A 19,899-nucleotide genomic window follows, 5' to 3' on the forward strand; every position below is an offset into this window, starting at 1 on the left:
AGCTGTATGTCGGTGGTGTGGGTGTGGCCCGTGGCTACGCGGGTCAGCCGGCGCTGACGGCGGAGCGCTTCGTCCCGGACCCGTTCGGTGCGGCGGGTGCGCGGATGTATCGGACCGGGGACCTGGTGCGTTGGCTGCCCGACGGGGCGGTGGAGTTCGTCGGCCGGATCGACCATCAGGTGAAGATCCGGGGTTACCGGATCGAACTCGGCGAGATCGAGTCGGTCGTCGGGGGCACCGACGGCGTCGGCGACGCGGTCGCCCTGGTCTCGGGCTCGGCCGTCGAGGGCGACGCCCGCCTGGTGGCCTTCTACCGGCCGACCCTGCCGGCGACCCCCGGTCTGCTCGACCGGGTGCGGCAGCGGTGCGCGGAACACCTGCCGGAGTACATGATCCCGGCCGAGTTCGTCGCCGTGGAGGCGATCCCGCTCAACGCCAACGGCAAGGTCGACCGGGCCGCACTCTGGGACGCCGCGGTGCCCGTCGAGCGGGCGCACGTCGCCCCGGCCACCGAGCTGGAGGAGCGGCTGGCCGGCATCTGGGGCCAGGTGCTCAACCTCGAACAGGTCAGCACCCAGGACAGCTTCTTCGACCTCGGCGGCGACTCGCTGCGCGCGGTCGCCCTGGTCGGCGCACTGCGCGCGGCCGGCTTCGGGGTGGCCGTCCGGGACGTCTTCGTGCACCGCACGGTCGCCGCCCTGGCCGGGCACCTCGGCGCCAAGGACGCCGCCCCGGCGGCGCCGGCCTTCCAGGCTGTCGCGCCCTTCTCCCTGCTGACCGCCGCCGACCGGGGCGCCCTGCCCGCCGGCCTCGTGGACGCCTACCCGGCCGTGCAGGCGCAGGTCGGCATGGCGGTGGAGATCCAGAAGGACCCGGGCAAGTCGCTGTACCACATCGTCCGCTGCTTCCGGGTGCACAGTGGACGACCGTTCTCAGCCGACGCGCTGCGGGCGGCGGTGCGGGACGTGGTCGGCCGGCACGAGACCCTGCGTACCTCGTTCGACCTCACGAGCTATTCGGTGCCGATGCAGCTCGTGCACGCCGAGGCGCCTGTCGACGTGCGGGTGACGGAGCTGACCGGCGGGGACGTCGAGGCCCGGCTGCGGGCGTACGTGGACACTGAGCGGGCGCGCCCCTTCGAGCTGGACCAGCCGGCGCCGCTGCTGCGGGTCGCCGCGCACCGCACCGACGAGCGGGGCTGGTGGCTCACCGTCGCCGTCAGCCACCTGGTCACCGGCGGCTGGGACCTGAACACCCTCCTGGTCGAGCTGATCGGCTGCTACGAGCGACGCAGCGCCGGCATGGTGCCCGAGTCGCCGGAGCCCACCGCCGTCCGGTACGCCGACTTCGTCGCCGCCGAACTGGCGGCGCTGAAGGGCGGCGAGGACGAGGCGTACTGGCGGGGCGTCGTCGGCACCTACGCCGGCTTCACCATGCCGGACGGCTGGGGCCGCACCGACGGCCCACGGGAGAGCCTGCGTACCCGGGTCAGCTACCAGGACCTGGAGCCGAAGCTGCGCGCGCTCGCGTCGACCCTCGACGTGTCGCCCAAGTCGGTGCTGCACGCCGCGCACCTGAAGGTGATGAGCCAGCTCACCGACCAGGGACGGTTCTACACGGGCCTGGTGTGCGACGCGCGCCCGGAGGTGCGGGGCGCGGAGCGGGTGCACGGGATGTACATCAACGTGCTGCCGTTCGCGCACGCCCGGACGGCGGGGACGTGGCGGGAGCTGGTGCGGTCGGTCTTCGACCGGGAGGTGGAGCTGTGGCCGCACCGGCGGTACCCGTTGCCGGCGGTGCAGCGGATGGCCGGTGCGGGGTCCCGCCCGATCGACGTCGTCTTCGACTACACCGAGTTCCGCCGCGCGGGTGCCGTCGCCGACGAGTCCGTCGACTTCGAGGCCATCGCCGGGGAGGGCGGCACCGAGTTCGCCCTCCAGGTGACCGCCGCCGGCGGCTTCCTCGACCTGGTCGGCGACAGCCACGTCTTCGGTCCCGCCGCGCTGGCCCGGGTGGGGGCGATGTTCCGCCAGGTGCTGACGGCGATGGTGGCCGACCCCGAGGGCGACGCGGTCGCCGTCCGGCTGCCGGCCGCGGAGCGCGACGAGATCGCGGGCTGGTCGTCCGGCGGCACCGTCGAGGTCGGCGGGTACGCCCCGGCGGCGTTCGAGGCGCAGGCGGCGCGGCGGCCGGACGCGGTGGCGCTCACCTGCGACGGCACCCGCGTGAGCTACCGGGACCTGAACGGCCGGGCGAACCGGTTGGCGCACCACCTGCGCCAGTTGGGCGTGGGGCCGGAGGTCCTGGTCGGGGTGTGTGCGCACCGGTCGGTCGAGCAGGTCGTGGCGATGCTGGCGGTGCACAAGGCCGGCGGGGTGTACCTGCCGTTGGATCCGTCGTACCCGGCGGAGCGGTTGGCGTTCATGCTCGCCGACGCGGCGGCCCCGGTGCTGCTCACCACCGCCGGGCTGCGTGGCCAGCTCCCGGCGGCCGAGGCGGTCACCGTCCTGCTGGACGACCCGGACGCCTGGGCGGGCCAGCCGGCCACCGATCCCGAGCCGCGCACCCATGCCGACAGCGGCTGCTACGTCATCTACACCTCCGGCTCGACCGGCCAGCCCAAGGGCGTCCTCGTGCCGCACCGGGGGATGGTCAACCGCTCCGCGTACGCCGGCCGGCGGATCAACCGCCTCGACGAGAAGGCGGTGCTGCTCCAGAAGACCGAGATCGGCTTCGACGTCTCCCCGGCCGAGGTCTACGCGGCCCTGTCGGCGGGCGCCCGGATCGTGGTGGCCCGCCCCGGCGGGCACCGGGACCCGGCGTACCTGCGGGAGCTGATCGTCCGCGAGGGCGTCACCGCCGTCGAGCTGGTGCCGAGCATGCTGTCGGCGCTGCTGGCCGAGGGGATCGGCGCGTGCCGGTCGCTGCGGTCGGTGGCGGTGGGCGGCGAGGAGATCGCCGTCGACGTGGCGCGGGCGTTCCTGGCCGCGCTGCCCGGCTGCGAGCTGCACAACACGTACGGCCCGGCCGAGACCACCGTCGACGTCACCAGCTGGCTCTGCACCGCCGACGCCCTGCGCGGGCTGTCCCGGGTGCCGCTCGGCACCCCGTTCACCAACCTCACCGTCCGGGTGCTCGACGAGCACCTGCAACCGGTGCCGGTCGGGGTGCGCGGCGAGTTGTGCGTCGGCGGACTCGGGCTGGCCCGGGGCTACCTCGGGGCGCCGGGCACCACCGCGCAGCGCTTCGTGCCGGACCCGTACGGCCCGCCCGGGTCGCGGCTGTACCGTACCGGGGACGCGGCGGCGTGGCGGCCCGACGGGACCGTCGACTTCCTGGGCCGCATCGACTCGCAGGTCAAGCTGCACGGCGTACGCATCGAGCTGGGCGAGATCGAGACGGCCCTGCGGGCCTGCCCCGGGGTGACCGACGCGGTCGCCGCGGTCCGCGAGCAGGACGGCCGGCGCACCCTCGTCGGCTACCTCGTCGTCGACGGCGGATCCGCGCCCACCCCCGGTGAGCTGCGCGAGCGGCTGCTGGCGGAGCTGCCGGAGGCGATGGTCCCGGCCGCCTACGTCGCCATCGACGCCGTGCCGGTGGACCCGCACGGCAAGGTCGACCGGCGGCAACTGCCGGCACCGGACGCGCGGTCCTACGCCCGGGGCCGCTACGAGCGGCCCAACGGCCCGGTGGAGTCGGCGATGGCCGGCGTCTGGTCGTGGGTGCTCGACCTCGACCGGGTCAGCGTCACCGAGAGCTTCTTCGACCTGGGCGGCGACTCGATGACGGCGGTGACCCTGGTCGGGTCGCTGCGCGCGGCCGGCCACGACGTCACCGTGCGGGACATCTTCGCGCACCGCACGATCCGCCGCCTGGTCACGGCCCTCGCCGAGGCCGACACCGCCAAGGAGGGGGCCTTTCGCCCCGTCGAGCCGTACGCGCTGATCGGCGCCGCCGACCGGGCCAGGCTGCCCGGCGGGCTGGTCGACGCGTACCCGGCGACGCAGGCCCAGGTCGGCATGGCCGTGGAGATCCAGAAGGACCCCGACAGGCCGCTCTACCACATCGTGCAGTCGATCCGGGTCGACGACGGGTGGCCGTGCGACGCCGACGCGCTCCAGGCGACGGTCGACGCGCTGGTCGCCCGGCACGAGACGCTGCGTACCTCGGTCGACCTGACCGGCTATTCGGTGCCGATGCAACTGGTGCGCGCCAGCGCCGCCGTGCCGGTCGCCGTGCACCCGGCCGCCGGCCACTCCGCGCACCTGGCCGCCGAGCGGCGTACCCCCTTCGACCTGGAGTCGGACGCGCCGCTGCTGCGGGTCGCCGCGCACGCCGACGACGCCGGGGCCTGGTGGCTGACCCTCGCGGTGAGCCACCTCGTCACCGGCGGCTGGGACCTCAACGCCCTGCTCGCGGAGCTGCTCGGCGAGTACGCCCGGCGCAGCCGCGGCGAGGCGCCGACGCCGGTCGAGCCCCCCGCCGTCCGGTACGCCGACCACGTCGCCGGTGAGTTGGCGGCGCTGCGCTCGACGGAGACCGCCGAGCACTGGCGGGCGGTGGTGACCGGCCGGCCGAAGCTGACCCTCCCGGACGCGTTCGGCGACCGCTCCGGCGCGGCGGCGGTCTGCCGGTACACGGTGGACGTCGACGACCTGGACGCGGCGGTCCGACGCCTCGCCAGCGACACCGGCACCTCGGTCAAGGCGGTGCTGCACGCCGCGCACCTGAAGGTGATGAGCCAGCTCACCAGCGGGTCCGCCTTCTACACGGGCCTGGTGTGCGACGCGCGGCCGGAGGTGCGGGGCGCGGAGCGGGTGCACGGGATGTACATCAACGTGCTGCCGTTTCCGCACGCCCGGACGGCCGGGACGTGGCGGGAGCTGGTGCGGTCGGTCTTCGACCGCGAGGTGGAGCTGTGGCCGCACCGGCGGTACCCGCTGCCGGCCGTGGCGCGGATGGCCGACGCCGGGTCCCGCCCGATCGACGTCGTCTTCGGCTACGTCGAGACCCGGCAGGACGGCACCGGGGCGGCCGGGGCGTCCGCCGCCGGCACCGACCTCGTCGAGGTCGGCGGACCCGGGGCCACCGAGTTCGGCCTGTCGGTCGGGGCGGGCGGCGGCACCGTCCGCCTGGTCAGCGACAGCCGGACCGCCGACCCGGCCGCCCTGGTGCGGATCGGGGCGATGTTCCGCGAGGTGCTGGCGGCGATGGTGGCCGACCCGGACGGGGACGCGGCGACGCCGCGCCTGCCGGCCGCAGAGCGGACGGAGATCGACCGGTTCACCCCGGGCCGCGCCGTCGAGGTCGGCGGGTACCTGCCGGCGGCGTTCGAGGCGCAGGCGGCGCGGCGGCCGGACGCGGTGGCGATCACGGCCGAGGGCGTGTCGTTCTCGTACGGGCAGCTCAACGGCCGGGCGAACCGGCTGGCGCACCACCTGCGTGAGCTGGGGGTGGGGCCGGAGGTCCTGGTCGGGGTGTGTGCGCACCGGTCGGTCGAGCAGGTCGTGGCGATGCTGGCGGTGCACAAGGCCGGCGGGGTGTACCTGCCGTTGGATCCGTCGTACCCGGCGGAGCGGTTGGCGTTCATGCTCGCCGACGCGGCGGTCCCGGTGCTGCTCACCACCGCCGAGCTGCGGGCGCAGCTGCCGCCGGTCGAGGCCACGGTGGTGCTGCTGGACGACCCGGACGCCGGGGCCGACCAGCCGCCGTCCGACCCGGAGCCGCTCACCGGTCCCGACAACGGCAGCGTCGTCATCTACACCTCGGGCTCCACCGGCCGCCCCAAGGGCTCGCTGCTGTCGCACCGTGCCCTGGTCAACCGCACCGCGCACGTCGGCGCGCAGGTATACCGACTGGACTCCGACGCCGTCGTGCTCCAGAAGACCGAGATCGGCTTCGACGTCTCGCCGGGAGAGGTCTACGCGGCCCTGTCGGCGGGCGCCCGGATCGTGGTGGCCCGCCCCGGCGGGCACCGCGACCCCGCGTACCTGTGCGAGCTGATGGCCCGCGAGGGCGTCACCACCGTCCACTTCGTGCCGTCGATGCTCCCGGCGCTGCTCGCCGAGGGGCTGGCCGGGTGCCGGTCGCTGCGGTCGGTGGCCGTCGGCGGCGAGGAGATCGCCGTCGACGTGGCGCGGGCGTTCCTGGCCGCGCTGCCCGGCTGCGAGCTGCACAACACGTACGGGCCGGCCGAGGCGACCGTCGACGTGAGCAGCTGGCGGTGCACCGCCGACGCCCTGGCCGGGTCGTCCCGGGTGCCGCTCGGCACGCCCCACCCGAACCTGCGGCTGTACGTCCTCGACGAGCGGCTCGACCCGGTGCCGGTCGGCGTGCCCGGCGAGCTCTGTGTCGGCGGGACGGGGCTGGCCCGGGGCTACCTGGGCCGGCCGGGGCCGACCGGCGAGAGGTTCGTGCCCGACCCGTACGGCCCGCCCGGGTCGCGGCTCTACCGCACCGGCGACGCGGCGGCGTGGCGGCCGGACGGCACCGTGGACTTCCTGGGCCGGCTCGACTCGCAGGTCAAGCTGCACGGCGTACGGATCGAGCTGGGGGAGATCGAGACGGCCCTGCGGGCCTGCCCCGGCGTCGCCGACGCCCTCGCCGCCGTCCGCGAGCACGACGGCCGCCGCACCCTCGTCGGGTACGTGCTGCCCGCCACCGGCGACGCGCCGGCCCCGGCCCGGCTGCGGGAGCGGCTGCTCGCCGCGCTGCCCGAGGCGATGGTCCCGGCCGCCTACGTCACCGTCGACGCCATCCCCAAGGACCCGAACGGCAAGGTCGACCGGCGCCAGCTGCCGGCCCCCGACGCCGGCTCGTACGCCACCGGGGACTACCAGGCACCGGCCGGCGACGTGGAGGCGGAGATCGCCGGGATCTGGGCGCGGGTGCTCGGCGCGGCCCGCGTCGGCGTCACCGACAGCTTCTTCGACCTCGGCGGCGACTCGATGCTCGCGGTCACCCTGGTCGGCACGCTGCGCGCCGCCGGGCACCGCACCAGCGTGCGGGACGTCTTCGCGCACCGCACCGTACGCCGGCTGGCCGCCGCGCTGGGCGACGCCGGCACCGACGAGTTCCGCCCGGTCGCGCCGTACGCGCTGATCGACGCCGCCGACCGGGCCCGGCTGCCCGGCGGCCTGGTCGACGCCTACCCGGCGTCGCGCACCCAGCTCGGCATGCTGGTGGAGTCGGCCGTCAGCGGCGACCGCGCGGTCTACCACAGCGTCCTGGCCCACCAGGTCCGCGACGGGCGGCCGTTCGACACCGAGGCGCTGCGCGGCGCGGTCCGCGCCGTGGTCGCCCGGCACGAGATCCTGCGCACGTCGTTCGACCTGGTCGGCTACTCGGTGCCGATGCAGCTCGTGCACGCCCACGCCGAACCGGACGTGCGCGTCGAGGACGGCCGGCACGTCCCGGCCGAGCGGCACGCCGCGCTCTTCGCGGAGTTCGTCGCCGTCGAGCGGGCCCGCCCGTTCGACGTCTCCACCGCGCCGCTGCTGCGCGTCACGGCGCACCCGGACAGCGACGAGAGCTGGTGGTTCACCTTCACCATCAGCCACGTCGTCACCGAGGGCTGGAGCAGCGCGCGGCTGGTCACCGAGGTGCTCGACGCCTACGCCGAGCTGGTCGACGGCCGCCCCCCGGCCTCGGCCGACGTGCCGCCCGTGCGCTACGCCGACTTCATCGCCGCCGAGCTCGCCGCGCTGGAGTCGACCGCCGACCGGGAGCACTGGCGGTCCGTGTGGGACGGGCGCGCCCCGTTCACCCTGCCCACCGGCTGGGGCGCGCCGGACGCGCCGGACGCCACGGTCGACGCCGCGGTCGACTTCACCGACCTGGACGAGGCGCTGCGCGCCCTGGCCCGCGACACCGACGTGTCGGTGAAGGCGGTGCTGCACGCCGCGCACCTGAAGGTGCTCAGCCAGCTCACCGGCGAGCCGGGCTTCCACGCCGGCCTCGTCTGCGACGCCCGGCCCGAGGTGCTCGGCGCCGACCGGGTGCAGGGCATGTACCTCAACACGGTGCCGTTCCCGTACGACCGGTCCGCCCGCAGCTGGCGGGACCTCGTCGCCGAGGTGTTCGACCGGGAGGTCGCGCTGTGGCCGCACCGGCGGTTCCCGCTGGCCGAGATGCAGCGCGAGGCCGGTCACCGGCTGCTGCACGTCCTGTTCAACTACCAGGACTTCACCCGCGCGACGCAGGGCGGCGACGGCTCCGGCCCGGTGGTCACGGGCAACGCCGGCGAGGGCGCCACCGAGTTCGACCTCTCCTGCTTCGCCCAGCGGGGCCGCTACGCGCTGTCCGCGCGGGCGGGGCTGGTCAGCCGGGCCAACCTGGACCGGATCGCCGGCATGTACCGGGCGGTGCTGGAGGCGATGGTCGCCGACCCCGACGGCGACTGCCAGGCGGTCTGCGTGCCCGGGGGCGAGCGCGACCGGCTGCTCGGCGTCACCGACACCGGCGCGGACGAGCCGGTCACCGGCACCGTGGTAGAGCTGTTCCAGGCCCAGCTGGCCCGCGATCCGCAGGCCGTGGCGGTGGTGGCCGGCGCCGTCGAGCTGACGTACGCCCAGGTCGACGCCGCCGCCAACCGGCTGGCGCACCACCTGCGCGCGGCCGGCGCCGGCCGGGAGACCGTCGTCGGGGTCTGCCTCGACCGGGACGCGGACCTGGTGCCCGCGCTGCTCGGCGTGCTCAAGGCGGGGGCGGCGTACCTGCCGCTGGACCCGGCCCAGCCCGCCGAGCGGATCGGCTACATGCTGGCCGACGCCGGGGCGCGGACCGTCGTCACCACCTCCGCGCAGGCGGCGCCGCTCGCCGGCTTCGACGGGCGGCGGGTGCTGCTGGACGCCGGCGACCTGGCCGGGCAGCCGGAGACCGACCCGGGCGTCGCCCGCGACCCGGACGACCTGCTCTACGTCATCTACACCTCCGGCTCGACCGGCCGGCCCAAGGGCGTCTGCGTGAGCGACGCCAACGTGCTGCGCCTGCTCGACGCCGCGCAGGAGCACTACGCGGTGGACGAGACCGACGTGTGGGCGCTGTTCCACTCGTACGCCTTCGACGTCTCCGTCTGGGAGCTGTGGGGGGCGCTGCTGCACGGTAGCCGGCTGGTGCTGGTGCCCCGCGAGGTGGCCCGGGTGCCGCAGGACCTGCTGGACCTGCTGGTGACGCAGCGGGTCACCATGCTGGCGCAGACCCCGACGGCGTTGCGCGGGCTCGTCCGGCTCGCCGCCGAGGACGCCCCCGGCATCCGGGACCTGTCGCTGCGCGCGGTGGTGGTCGCGGGGGAGAAGCTCGACTTCGCCGACCTCGCGCCGTGGGCGGCGCGTCTCGGGCTGGCCCGGGTGGCGCTGGTCAACATGTACGGGATCACCGAGACCACCGTCTACTCCACCTACCACCGCGTCACCCGCGCCGACCTCGCGCCCGGGGTGGGCAGCCGGATCGGCCGGCCCCTGTCCGGGGTGCGGATGTACGTGCTCGACCAGTACGGCCACCCGGCGCCCATCGGGGTGCCCGGCGAGGTGTACCTGGCCGGGCACGGGGTGGCCCGCGGCTACCTCGGCCAGCCCGAGCTGACCGCCCGACGCTTCCTGCCCGACCCGTACGGCCCGCCCGGCAGCCGGATGTACCGCACCGGCGACCTGGCCACCCGGCTGCCCGACGGCAGCGTGGAGTTCCTCGGCCGCCTCGACGACCAGGTGAAGCTCCGGGGCTACCGGATCGAGCCGGGCGAGATCGAGGCGGCGCTGACCGGGCTGCCCGGTGTCGCGGAGGCGGTCGTCGTGCTCCGGGCGGACGACCCGGCCGACCCCCGGCTGACCGCGTACCTGGTGGCGGGCGACGGGCCCGCGCCGGAGGTCGCCTCGCTGCGCGCCTCGCTGGCGCGCGCCCTGCCGGAGTACATGGTCCCGTCGGCGTTCGTGCTGCTCGACGAGCTGCCGCGCAACAACAGCGGCAAGCTGGACCGGCGGGCGCTGCCCGCACCGACGGGCGGCGCGACGCTGGCGGGCCGGGACCTCGTCGCGCCGGCGGGGCAGTTGGAGGAGCGGGTGGCCGCCGTCTGGGCCGACGTGCTGGGCCTGCCGGTGGTCGGCGTCACCGACGGCTTCTTCGACCTCGGCGGGCACTCCATCACGGCGCTGGTGCTGGCCGGCACGATGCGCGCGGACGGGCTGGACGTGACGGTCGCGGACATCTTCCGGCACCCGAGTGTCCGGGCGCTCTGCGAGGTGCTGGCGAGCCGGGACGCGCCGGAGCCGACCGTACGCCCCGTCGAGCCCTTCGAGCTGGTCGCCCCCGCCGACCTGCCGCTGCTGCCAACCGGGCTGGACGACGCGTACCCGCTGTCGCGGGTGCAGCTGGGGATGCTGCTGGAGATGCTGGCGGACAACGGCCAGAACCACTACCACAACGTGGTCTCGTTCCTGATCCCCGACGACGAGCCGTTCGACCTGGCGACCCTGCGGGGTGCCGTCGACGAGGTGGTGGCCCGGCACGACGTGCTGCGTACCTCGGTGGACACCGGGAACTACTCGGTGCCCATGCAGTTGGTGCACCGCACGGTGGAGGTCCCGGTCCGCACCCGCGACCTGCGCGGGCTGGCCGAGGCGGACCGGACGGCCCTGGTGCGCCGGCTCGTCGGCGAGGAGTACCAGGAGCTGTTCGACGTCGAGCGGGCGCCGCTGCTGCGCTTCACCGTGTGCCCGGAGACCGACCGGAGCTGGCGGCTGGTGCTCACCATCTGCCACGTGGTCATCGAGGGCTGGAGCCTGCACGCCCTGGTGATGGAGATCCTGGACCGGTACCGCGCGCGACGGGCGGGCGCGGAGCCCGACGTCGCCGCCCCGCCCGGGGTGCGCTTCGCCGACTTCGTCGCCGGTGAGCTGCGCGCCCTGGCCTCGGAGACCGACCAGCGGTACTGGCAGGACGTGGTCCAGCGGCACCCGAGGTTCCTGCTGCCCGCCGCGTGGGCGCCGCCGGCGCCGGCCACCCGGGAGCCGTACACCGAGGTGGTGTCCTACGCGGACCTGGAGCCGCGGCTGCGGGCCCTGGCCTCGGCGGCCCGGGTGTCGCTCAAGGCGGTGCTGCACGCCGCGCACCTGAAGGTGCTCAGCCAGCTCACCGACGAGCCGGCCTTCTACAGCGGGCTGGTCTGCAACACCCGGCCCGACGTGGTGGGCAGCGAGCGGGTCTACGCCATGTCGCTGAACACCCTGCCGTTCCCGCACGACCGGCAGTCGACCAGCTGGCGGGAACTGGTCCAGCGGGTGCACGCCCGCGAGGCCGACCTGTGGCCGCACCGCCGTTACCCGGCGCCGGCCATCCGCACCCCCGGCCGCGGCGCCCGCCTCACCGACGTCTACTTCAGCTACCTCGACTTCACCGAGGTGGACGGCGGGCGCACCGCGCCCGTGGAGCGGATCGGCGCGAGCACCTCGGAGTTCGCGCTCGCCGTCGCCGCGGGCGCCGGCCGGCTCGAACTGAGCACCGACAGCCACGCCATGGGCCGGGCCGACGCCGCGCGGCTCGCCGGCATGTACCGGCTGGTGCTGGAGGCCATGGTGGCCGACCCCGACGGCGACCCCCGGGCGGCGTACCTGCCCGCCGGGGAGCGGCACGACGTGCTGGTGGGCTGGAACTCCTCGGCCGCGCCGGGCTGCGTCGACCTCGTCCCGGACCGGGTCGCGGCGCGGGCCGCGGCGACCCCCGACGCGGAGGCCGTCGACGGTACGACCTACGCCGGGCTGGACGCGGCGGCCAACCGGATCGGCCACCACCTGCGCGGGGTGGGGATCGGCCCGGAGCGGGTCGTGGGGGTGCTGCTGGACCGGGGCGCCGACCTCGTCGCCGCCCTGCTCGGGGTCTGGCGGGCCGGCGGCGCGTACCTGCCGATCGACCCGGGTCACCCGGCCGAGCGGGTCGCCGCGATGCTCGCCGACGCCGGGGCGACGGTGGTGGTGACCTCGACCGGCCACGCCGACCGGCTCACCGGAGTCGAGCTGGTGCTGCTCGACCGCGACGCCGAGCGGATCGCCGCGCTGCCCGCCGGCCCGCCGGCCGGCCGGCCCGACCCGGACCACCTCGCGTACGTCATCTTCACCTCCGGCTCGACCGGCCGGCCGAACGGGGTGCAGATCAGCCACCGCGGCCTCGCCAACTATCTCGGCTGGGCGGCCGAGGAACTCGTCGGGGACCGCACCGGCGGCGCCGCGCTCTTCTCGTCGGTCGCGTACGACATGGTGGTGACCAGCATCTGGGCGCCGCTGGTCAGCGGGCAGCGGCTGTGGCTGCTGCCGCCCGACGCCGGCCTGGACGAGTTGGGCCCGAGACTGGCCGACGCCGGCCCGTTCAGCTTCGTCAAGCTGACCCCCGGCCACCTCGACCTGCTGACCCGCCAGCTCGACGCGGACCGGGCCGCCGCCCTGACCCCGCTGCTGGTGGTGGGGGGCGAGGCGCTGACCCGGCAGGTCTGCGACCGCTGGCACGCGCTCGCGCCGGGCAGCGTGCTGCTCAACGAGTACGGGCCGACGGAGGCGACCGTGGCCGTCAGCCGGTACCCGGTCACCGGTCCGCTGCCGGTCGGCGTCGCGCCGATCGGCCGGCCGCTGGGCGGGATGCGGACCTACGTCCTCGACGCCGACCTGCAACCGGTGCCGGTGGGCGTGGTCGGCCACGTCCACCTCGGCGGCCCCGGTCTCGCCCGGGGCTACGCCGGCCGGCCGGCCCTGACCGCCGACCGGTTCGTGCCCGACCCGTTCGGCGCGGACGGCGGGCGGCTGTACCGGACCGGCGATCTGGGCCGCTGGCTGCCCGACGGGCAGCTGGACCTGCTCGGCCGGGTCGACGACCAGGTGAAGATCCGTGGCCACCGGGTGGAGCCCGGAGAGGTCAGGGCGGTGCTGGTCGCGCACCCGGGCGTGCGGGACGCGGTGGTGACCGTCGAGTCGACGGGCGCCGGCGGTCCCCGCCTGGTGGCCTACCACGTGGGCGACGCGCCGGACCTGGCCGCGCACTGTGCCCGGTGGCTGCCGGGCCAACTGGTGCCGAGCGTCTTCGTCCCGGTGCCGGCCATCCCGCTCAACGCCAACGGCAAGGTCGACCGCCGGGCGCTGCCCCCGGTGGACCTGGCCGGGGCGGCCGGGCACACCCCGCCCCGCCCGGGGCTGGAGCAGCTGATCGCCGACATCTGGGCCCGGGTCCTGGAGGTCGACCGGGTCGGCCGGCACGACCGCTTCTTCGCCCTGGGCGGGCACTCGCTGCTGGTCGTACCGGTGGTCACGGCGGCCCGGCAGGCCGGTGTCCCGCTGACGCTGCGGGCGGCGATGCTCGACCGGACCCTGGCCGAGCTGGCCGCCTCGCTCGCCCCGACCGGGGCGGCGGCGTCCGCCGATCCGGCGGATGCGGCGGTACGCTCCGGCGCGGCGCGGACCGCCGCGGTGCTGCCGGCCGTCGAGCCGCTGCTCGCCGCCCACCGGGTGCCCGGCGCCTCGGTGGCCCTGCTCGTGGACGGTGAGCTGGTGGAGGCCCGCGCCGCCGGGCACCGCACGGCCGGCGGCGCCCCGGTGACCCCGGCGACCATCTTCCAGGTCGGCTCGGTCAGCAAGTGGGTCACCGCGGTGGGCGCGCTGGTCCTCGTCGGGCGGGGGCAGCTCCAGCTCGACACGGACGTCAACGCGTACCTGAAGAGCTGGCAGCTGCCCGCCGACCGGCCGGTGAGTCTGCGGCAACTGCTGAGCCACGTCGCCGGGCTGACCCCGACCGGCAGCACCGGACACCCGCGTGGCGGGCCCGTGCCGACCCTGTCGGACGTGCTGCGCGGCCGGGGCGTGCCCACCGGCCCGGTCCGGGCGCTCGACGCGCCCGACCCGGTCGCGGTGGAGCGCAACAGCCACTTCGTGGTGGTGCAGCAGCTCATGGAGGACGTCGCCGCGACGCCCTTCGCCGACCTGATGGCCGAGCTGGTCTTCGGACCGGCGGGGATGACCGGCAGCAGCTTCGACCAGAGCTTCCCGGAGACGTCCGGCCGGCCGGTGGCCGTCGGGCACGACGACCGGGGCGAGCCGCTCCCGGGCGGCTGGCAGGTGCGTACCGACCTCGCGGCCGCCGGCCTCTGGAGCACCGCGACCGACCTGGCCCAGCTCGTCAGGGAGATCCACATCGCGCACCGGGGCGGCCCGGCCCTGCTGAGTCGGGAACTGGCGGTGACGCAACTGACCACCGGACCGGGCGGCGTCTTCGGGCTCGGGTGCATGGTGGACCGCATCGAGGGGGCCGCCGGAGCACGCGTCGAGTTCACCCACCGGGGCCGCATCCCCGGCTACCAGGCGCTCACCGCCGGCCGGGTGCCCGACGGGTCCGGGCTGGTGCTGCTGACCAACGGCGACCAGGGCCACGAGGTCGTGTCGCGGCTGGCGTCCGACATCGCACTGACGGAGGAAATGTGATGACGACCGTACCGAGCATCTCCGCAACGGTCACCGACCCACCGACCCGGCAGGTGCGGCACCTGGTGTCGATCCGCGACCTGACCGACGACGACCTCTTCTCGATCGTGGCGCGGGGGGCGAGGTTCGCCGCCGGCGAATCCGCCAGCCCGCTGGCCGACCGGGTGGTCGGCACCTACTTCGTGAAGACGTCGACCCGGACGCGGACCGCGTTCACCGTGGCCGCGCTGCGGCTCGGCGCGAAGACCATCCAGTACGGGCCGAACGACCTCCAGGTCAACACCGGGGAGTCCAGCGAGGACACCGGCCGGGTGCTGTCGGGCATGCTCGACGTGCTGGTGGCGCGGACCGCCGCCGACCCGGGGGAGATGCGCGACTGGTCGCGACAGCGCCGGATGGCCGTGATCAACGCGATGAGCGCCGAGGAGCACCCGACGCAGGCGCTGGCCGACCTGACCACCCTGCTGCGGCGCTTCGGCCGGATCGAACACCTGCGGCTGCTCTACCTGGGCGAGGCGAACAACACCGCGACCGCACTGGCCCTGGCGCTGACCCGCTTCCCCGGCGTCGAGCTGGAGCTGCGCACCCCGGCGGGGTACGGGCTGCCGGCGGAGATCGCGGCGGTCGCGCGGGCGCAGGCGGAGCGCTGCGGAGCCCACCTCGTCGAACGGCACCACATGGACGACCTGCCGGGTGACCTGGACGCCATCTACACCACCCGCTGGCAGACCACCGGCACCAGCAAGCCCGACCCGGACTGGCGGATGCGTTTCGCCCCGTTCCAGGTGGACCGGGAGCTGTGGCGGCGCAGCCCGCACGCGGTCCTCATGCACGACCTGCCGGCGCACCGGGGGGAGGAGGTGACCGCCGAGGTCCTGGACGGGCCGGCCAGCATCGCCTTCCAGCAGGCGGAGAACAAGCTCTACAGCGCGATGGCCGTGCTCGACTGGTGCCGGGCCGCCCCCGCCGGGTTCGCGTCGTGAGCGCGGTCGGGCACCCGGCGGCCACGTCCCGGCAGCCGGGCCGCCTGACCGGCAATCGTGACTTCCTGCTGCTCTGGGTCGGCTCCGGGGTCTCCGCGCTGGGCTCCCGGGCCACCTCGATCAGCTACACCCTGCTGGTCTTCTGGTCGACCGGATCGGCCACGGCGGCCAGCCTGGTCACCTTCGCCGCGCTCCTGCCCAACCTGGTCACCCAGTTGCCGGCCGGCGCGCTGGTCGACCGCTGGGACCGGCGCCGCACGATGGTCCTCTGCAACGTGGGGCGGATCGTCGCGATCGGCAGCGTCGCGGTCGCGGTCGCCCGCGACTCGGTGTGGCTGCCGCACCTGATGGCGGTCGCGTTCGTGGAGGCCAGCCTGGGCATCTGCTACGCCCTGGCCGAGCGCGCCGCCGTGTTCAACGTCGTCCCGGCCGACCGGTACGGCGCCGCGACGGCGGCCAACGAGTCGCGGGCCAACGCGGCCAGCATCCTCGGCCAGCCGGCCGGCACCCTGTTGTACGCGCTGACCCGCTGGGCGCCGTTCGGCTTCGCCGTGCTGATGCACCTGGTCTCGCTGGTGACCCTGCTGTTCGTCCGGCGGGAGCTACAGGCGCCGAAGGCGCGGGCGGACGAGCCCGGCGGGCTGCTGGCCCGGATGCGGGAGGGCTTCGTCTTCGTCTGGGGCCAGCTCTACCTGCGCCGTGCCCTGGGTCTCTTCGCGGCGAGCAACATCCTGTTCCAGGTGCTGGGGCTGGGCCTCGTGGTGATCGTGAAGGCCCGGGGCGGCTCGCCATTCACGGTCGGCATGCTGCTGGGGGTGAACAGCGTGCTCGGCATGGCCGGCGCGATGACCAGCAACTTCTATCTGAGCCGCTGGGGGATCCGGCGGATCATCATGGGGGTCAACATCGCCTGGGCGGTGCTGATGCCGCTCATCGGGCTGGCCCCGCACCTGGTCGTCCTCGGCGCGATCTTCGCGCTGATCCACTATGGCGCCGGCATCAGCAACGTGGCCGGGATGCTGTACGTGCTCCAGTCCGCGCCCGACCACCTGCGCGGGCGGGCCGGCTCGATCGTCATGCTGCTCAGCTCGGGGGCCAACTCCCTGGGGGCGCTGTTCGCGGGCTTCCTGCTCGACTCGACGGACATCACCACGGCCATGCTGATCGTGGGCGGGGCGATGGGGGTGATCGCGGTGCTCGCGGTGCTCGGCTTCGGCGGTCGGGCCCGGGCCGAGGCGGAGCGGGCCGAGGCCGCCGAGCGGGAGCGGGCGGAGGCCGAGCGGGCCGGGCCGGAGCCGGCGGACGCCGGGTCACCCGGGTCTCGGCCAATGGTGGGGCGGGGCGGCGGTCGGGCGGGCCGCGCGGCCCGGGATCGCGGCGATATGGACGGAATATAGCGGAGCGGCAGAGCCTGGGAGGGATCGCACGGCTTGGGACGGTGAGGAGCCCCGGAATGAACGAGCACGCGAGCTGGAAACCGTTGGAGATCACCCCGGAGAGCGCCGGCTGCGCGCCGAGCGCCGAGGGTCTGGTCGGCCACCTGCGCGAGCTGGACCTGGCGGCGGTGCTCACCGCGGAGAAGGCGCTCGTCTTCCGTGGCTTCGGCGTTCGACCGGAGACCCTGGACCCGGTGATGGACCTGCTGCTGCCGAGGCGACTGGCGTACGTGCACGGCAACTCGCCGCGCACGAAGGTGGGCCGCAACGTCTACACGTCCACCGAGTACCCGGCCCGCTACACGATCTCGATGCACAACGAGCTGTCGTACGCCGCCCGGTGGCCGGCCCGGCTGCTCTTCTTCTGCCAGATCGCCGCCGAGACCGGTGGCGCCACCCCGGTCGTCGACGCCGCGCTGTGGCTCGACTCGCTCGACCCGCAGCTGCGCGCGGACTTCGCCGGCGGCCTGCGCTACCAGCAGAACCTGCACGACGGGTTGGGGCTGGGCAAGAGCTGGCGGGAGACGTTCGAGACCGACAGCCGCGACGAGGTCGAGGAGTTCCTCGCCGACGCCGGCGCCACCTGGGAGTGGACCGCCGACGGGCTGCGGGTGATCCAGCTCCGGCCGGCCACGCTGCGGCACCCGGTCACCAGGGCCGAGGTGTGGTTCAACCAGGCGGACCAGTGGCACCCGGCCGGCCTGGACGACGACATCGCCAGGGTGATGACCCAGGTGATGGGCCCGGACGAGCTGCCCCAGTCGGTGACGTTCGCCGACGGCTCCCCGATCCCCGACGAGTACGTCACCCAGATCCGCGACCGGGGCCTGGAGGCCGCGGTCGACGTGGACTGGCGGGTCGGCGACCTGCTGCTGATCGACAACGTGCTGACCGCGCACGGCCGGCGCCCGTACACGGGGGACCGCCGGGTGCTGGTGGCGATGTCGGACTGACCGGCGCGACCGAGGAGATGCCCCAGATGTCCCTGCCCCGCCAGGCCGGCGGTGACCCCTGGCTGCGGGTGTTCCGGGGCGGCGCGCACGCGGGGCTGCGGTTGGTGTGCCTGCCGCACGCCGGCGGCTCGGCCGGTTTCTTCCAGACCTGGGCGGGTTCGCTGCCGGACTCCGTCGACCTGCTCGCCGTCCGGTACCCGGGTCGGCAGGACCGGCTCGCCGAGCCGTGCGTCGACCGGATGGATCTGCTCGCCGACCGGGTCACCGAATCGCTCGCCCCGTACCTGGACCGCCCCCTCGCCCTGTTCGGCCACAGCATGGGCGCCTCGGTCGCCTACGAGGTGGCCGTCCGGCTGGAGGAGCGGCTCGGCGTCGTGCCGACCAACCTGTTCGTCTCGGGGCACGGGGCACCGCACGTCACCCGCATCGACCAGCACCCCGACCACCTCGACGACGAGGAGTTCCTCGCCCGGATCGCCGCGCTCGGCGAGGTGGATCCGGTGGTCTTCCGTTCGCGGAAGCTGCGGGAGCTGGTCGTGCCGGCGCTCCGGGCCGACCTGCGGCTGATCCACGGCTACCTGCCGTGTCCGCCGCGGACGGTGTCCGCGCCGATCACGGCGTACCTCGGCACGGGGGACCCGGCCTGCGACCGGGGGTCGGTCTCCGCCTGGGCGGAGCTGACCACCGGTGGCTTCCGGCTGCGGGCGTTCCCCGGCGACCACTTCTATCTCGTACCGGCACGGGCGGAGCTGCTCGCGGACCTGACCGCGCAGCTCGGCGGCCGGCCGGGCGCACCCCGTGCCGCGGCATCCGTGGCCGCGCACCTGACCTGACCGGCACCGCCGGATCCGCACCGTGGAGGGCACATCGTGACCGCACCGGACGTCGAGGCGACGCCGCAGCCGCTCGTGGACGTGGACCAGGAACGCCATGCGCGCTTCCGTACCTCCTTCGAGGCGGTGACGGACTTCGGGCGACGGGTGCTGGCGGCCCGGTTGGCGGCCACCGGCGTCCTGCCCGCCCCCGGTGCCACCGCCGGCCGGGAGGCGATCCTGGCCCGGCTCGCGGTGGCTCCCGGGTACCAGCGGCTCGGCGACGCCCTGCTCGACCTGCTGGAACGCTCCGACCTGCTGCGTCGGCACGGCGACGGGCTCGCCGTCACCGAACGGGTCGCCGAGGCGGCCGGGTTCGCCGAGGACGACGCGGTCGACGCGTCGGCGGCGGCGCTGCGCGGGGAGCACCCGGAGGCCGCCGGATACGTGCCGCTGCTGGCCGCCTGCCAGAAGCAACTGGTCGAGGTGGTACGCGGCGACCGGCCGGCGAACGAGGTGCTCTTCCCGGGCGGCTCGGCCGACCTGGTCTCCGCGATCTACCGGGACAACGTCCAGCTGGACTTCTACAACCGGCTCTGCGCCGCAAAGGTACGGGAGCACGTCCGGCAGTTCCTCCGGCGCTATCCCCGGTCCTTCGCCCACGTCATGGAGGTGGGGGCCGGAACCGGCGGCACCACCGGGCCGGTGCTGGACGCCCTGGCGGACCGGCCGGAGCGGCTGCGGTACTTCTACACCGACGTGGGTCCCGCGTTCCTGCGGCTGGGGCGGCAGCGCTTCGGCGTCGGCCGGCCCCACGTCGACTTCGCCCGCTACAACGTGGAGGGCGCACCCGAGGACCAGGGCTTCGAACCCGGTTCGATGGACGTCGTCCTGGCCAGCAACGTCCTGCACGCCACCCTGCGGATCTCCGCCGCGCTGCGGCACTGCCACGCGCTGCTCAAGCCGGGCGGCATCCTGGTGGTCAACGAGATGACCAGCCGCCTCGACTACAACACGCTGACCTTCGGCCTGGCCGAGGGATGGTGGCGGCACGCGGAGGACGAGCCGCGGGTGCCGGCGTCCCCGCTGCTGGATGTGGCGGGCTGGCGGGCCGCGCTGGGCCGGGCCGGTTTTGTCGACGTGCAGGCGCACGCCGTGCCCGGGCTCGACGCCGCCGAGCAGGTGCAGACGATGTTCGTGGCGACGGCCACGGGGGCGTCCGGGTCGTCCCGCTGACGTTCCGTTCCGTCCGCGTACGCCCCGAC

The 19,899-nt window shown here is 75.1% G+C and carries 6 protein-coding genes; all 6 read left to right on the top strand.

Annotated features, from left to right (window positions below; all coding sequences use genetic code 11):
• The first annotated feature begins 17 nt into the window (after window positions 1-17).
• The 6 genes from ACFHW0_RS17085 to ACFHW0_RS17110 are packed head-to-tail and all read left to right on the top strand — an operon-like array spanning window position 18 to window position 19,870.
• Window positions 18-14,450 (top strand): amino acid adenylation domain-containing protein, encoded by a 14,433-nt coding sequence (locus tag ACFHW0_RS17085; protein WP_416608771.1) that lies wholly within the window; start codon window positions 18-20, stop codon window positions 14,448-14,450.
• Window positions 14,450-15,433 carry an ornithine carbamoyltransferase gene (locus tag ACFHW0_RS17090; protein WP_416608773.1) on the top strand — a complete coding sequence of 328 codons (984 nt, stop codon included), beginning with the start codon at window positions 14,450-14,452 and terminating at the stop codon, window positions 15,431-15,433. Before ACFHW0_RS17085 ends, ACFHW0_RS17090 begins: the two co-directional genes overlap by 1 nt.
• Window positions 15,430-16,830 (top strand): MFS transporter, encoded by a 1,401-nt coding sequence (locus ACFHW0_RS17095; RefSeq protein ID WP_416608775.1) that lies wholly within the window; start codon window positions 15,430-15,432, stop codon window positions 16,828-16,830. The genes ACFHW0_RS17090 and ACFHW0_RS17095 overlap by 4 nt, the downstream gene beginning before the upstream one ends.
• A 56-nt stretch (window positions 16,831-16,886) precedes the next feature.
• Complete coding sequence (locus ACFHW0_RS17100) at window positions 16,887-17,822, top strand: TauD/TfdA family dioxygenase (RefSeq protein WP_416608777.1); 936 nt, start codon at window positions 16,887-16,889, stop codon at window positions 17,820-17,822.
• Window positions 17,823-17,848: 26 nt separating this feature from the next.
• Window positions 17,849-18,655, top strand: a complete 807-nt coding sequence (locus ACFHW0_RS17105; protein ID WP_416608779.1) for a thioesterase II family protein — start codon at window positions 17,849-17,851, stop codon at window positions 18,653-18,655.
• 36 nt (window positions 18,656-18,691) lie between these two features.
• Window positions 18,692-19,870 (top strand): class I SAM-dependent methyltransferase, encoded by a 1,179-nt coding sequence (locus tag ACFHW0_RS17110; RefSeq protein WP_416608781.1) that lies wholly within the window; start codon window positions 18,692-18,694, stop codon window positions 19,868-19,870.
• Window positions 19,871-19,899: the final 29 nt, after the last annotated feature.

The sequence above is a fragment of the Micromonospora sp. LOL_025 genome (assembly GCF_048060285.1).
Lineage (GTDB): Bacteria > Actinomycetota > Actinomycetes > Mycobacteriales > Micromonosporaceae > Micromonospora.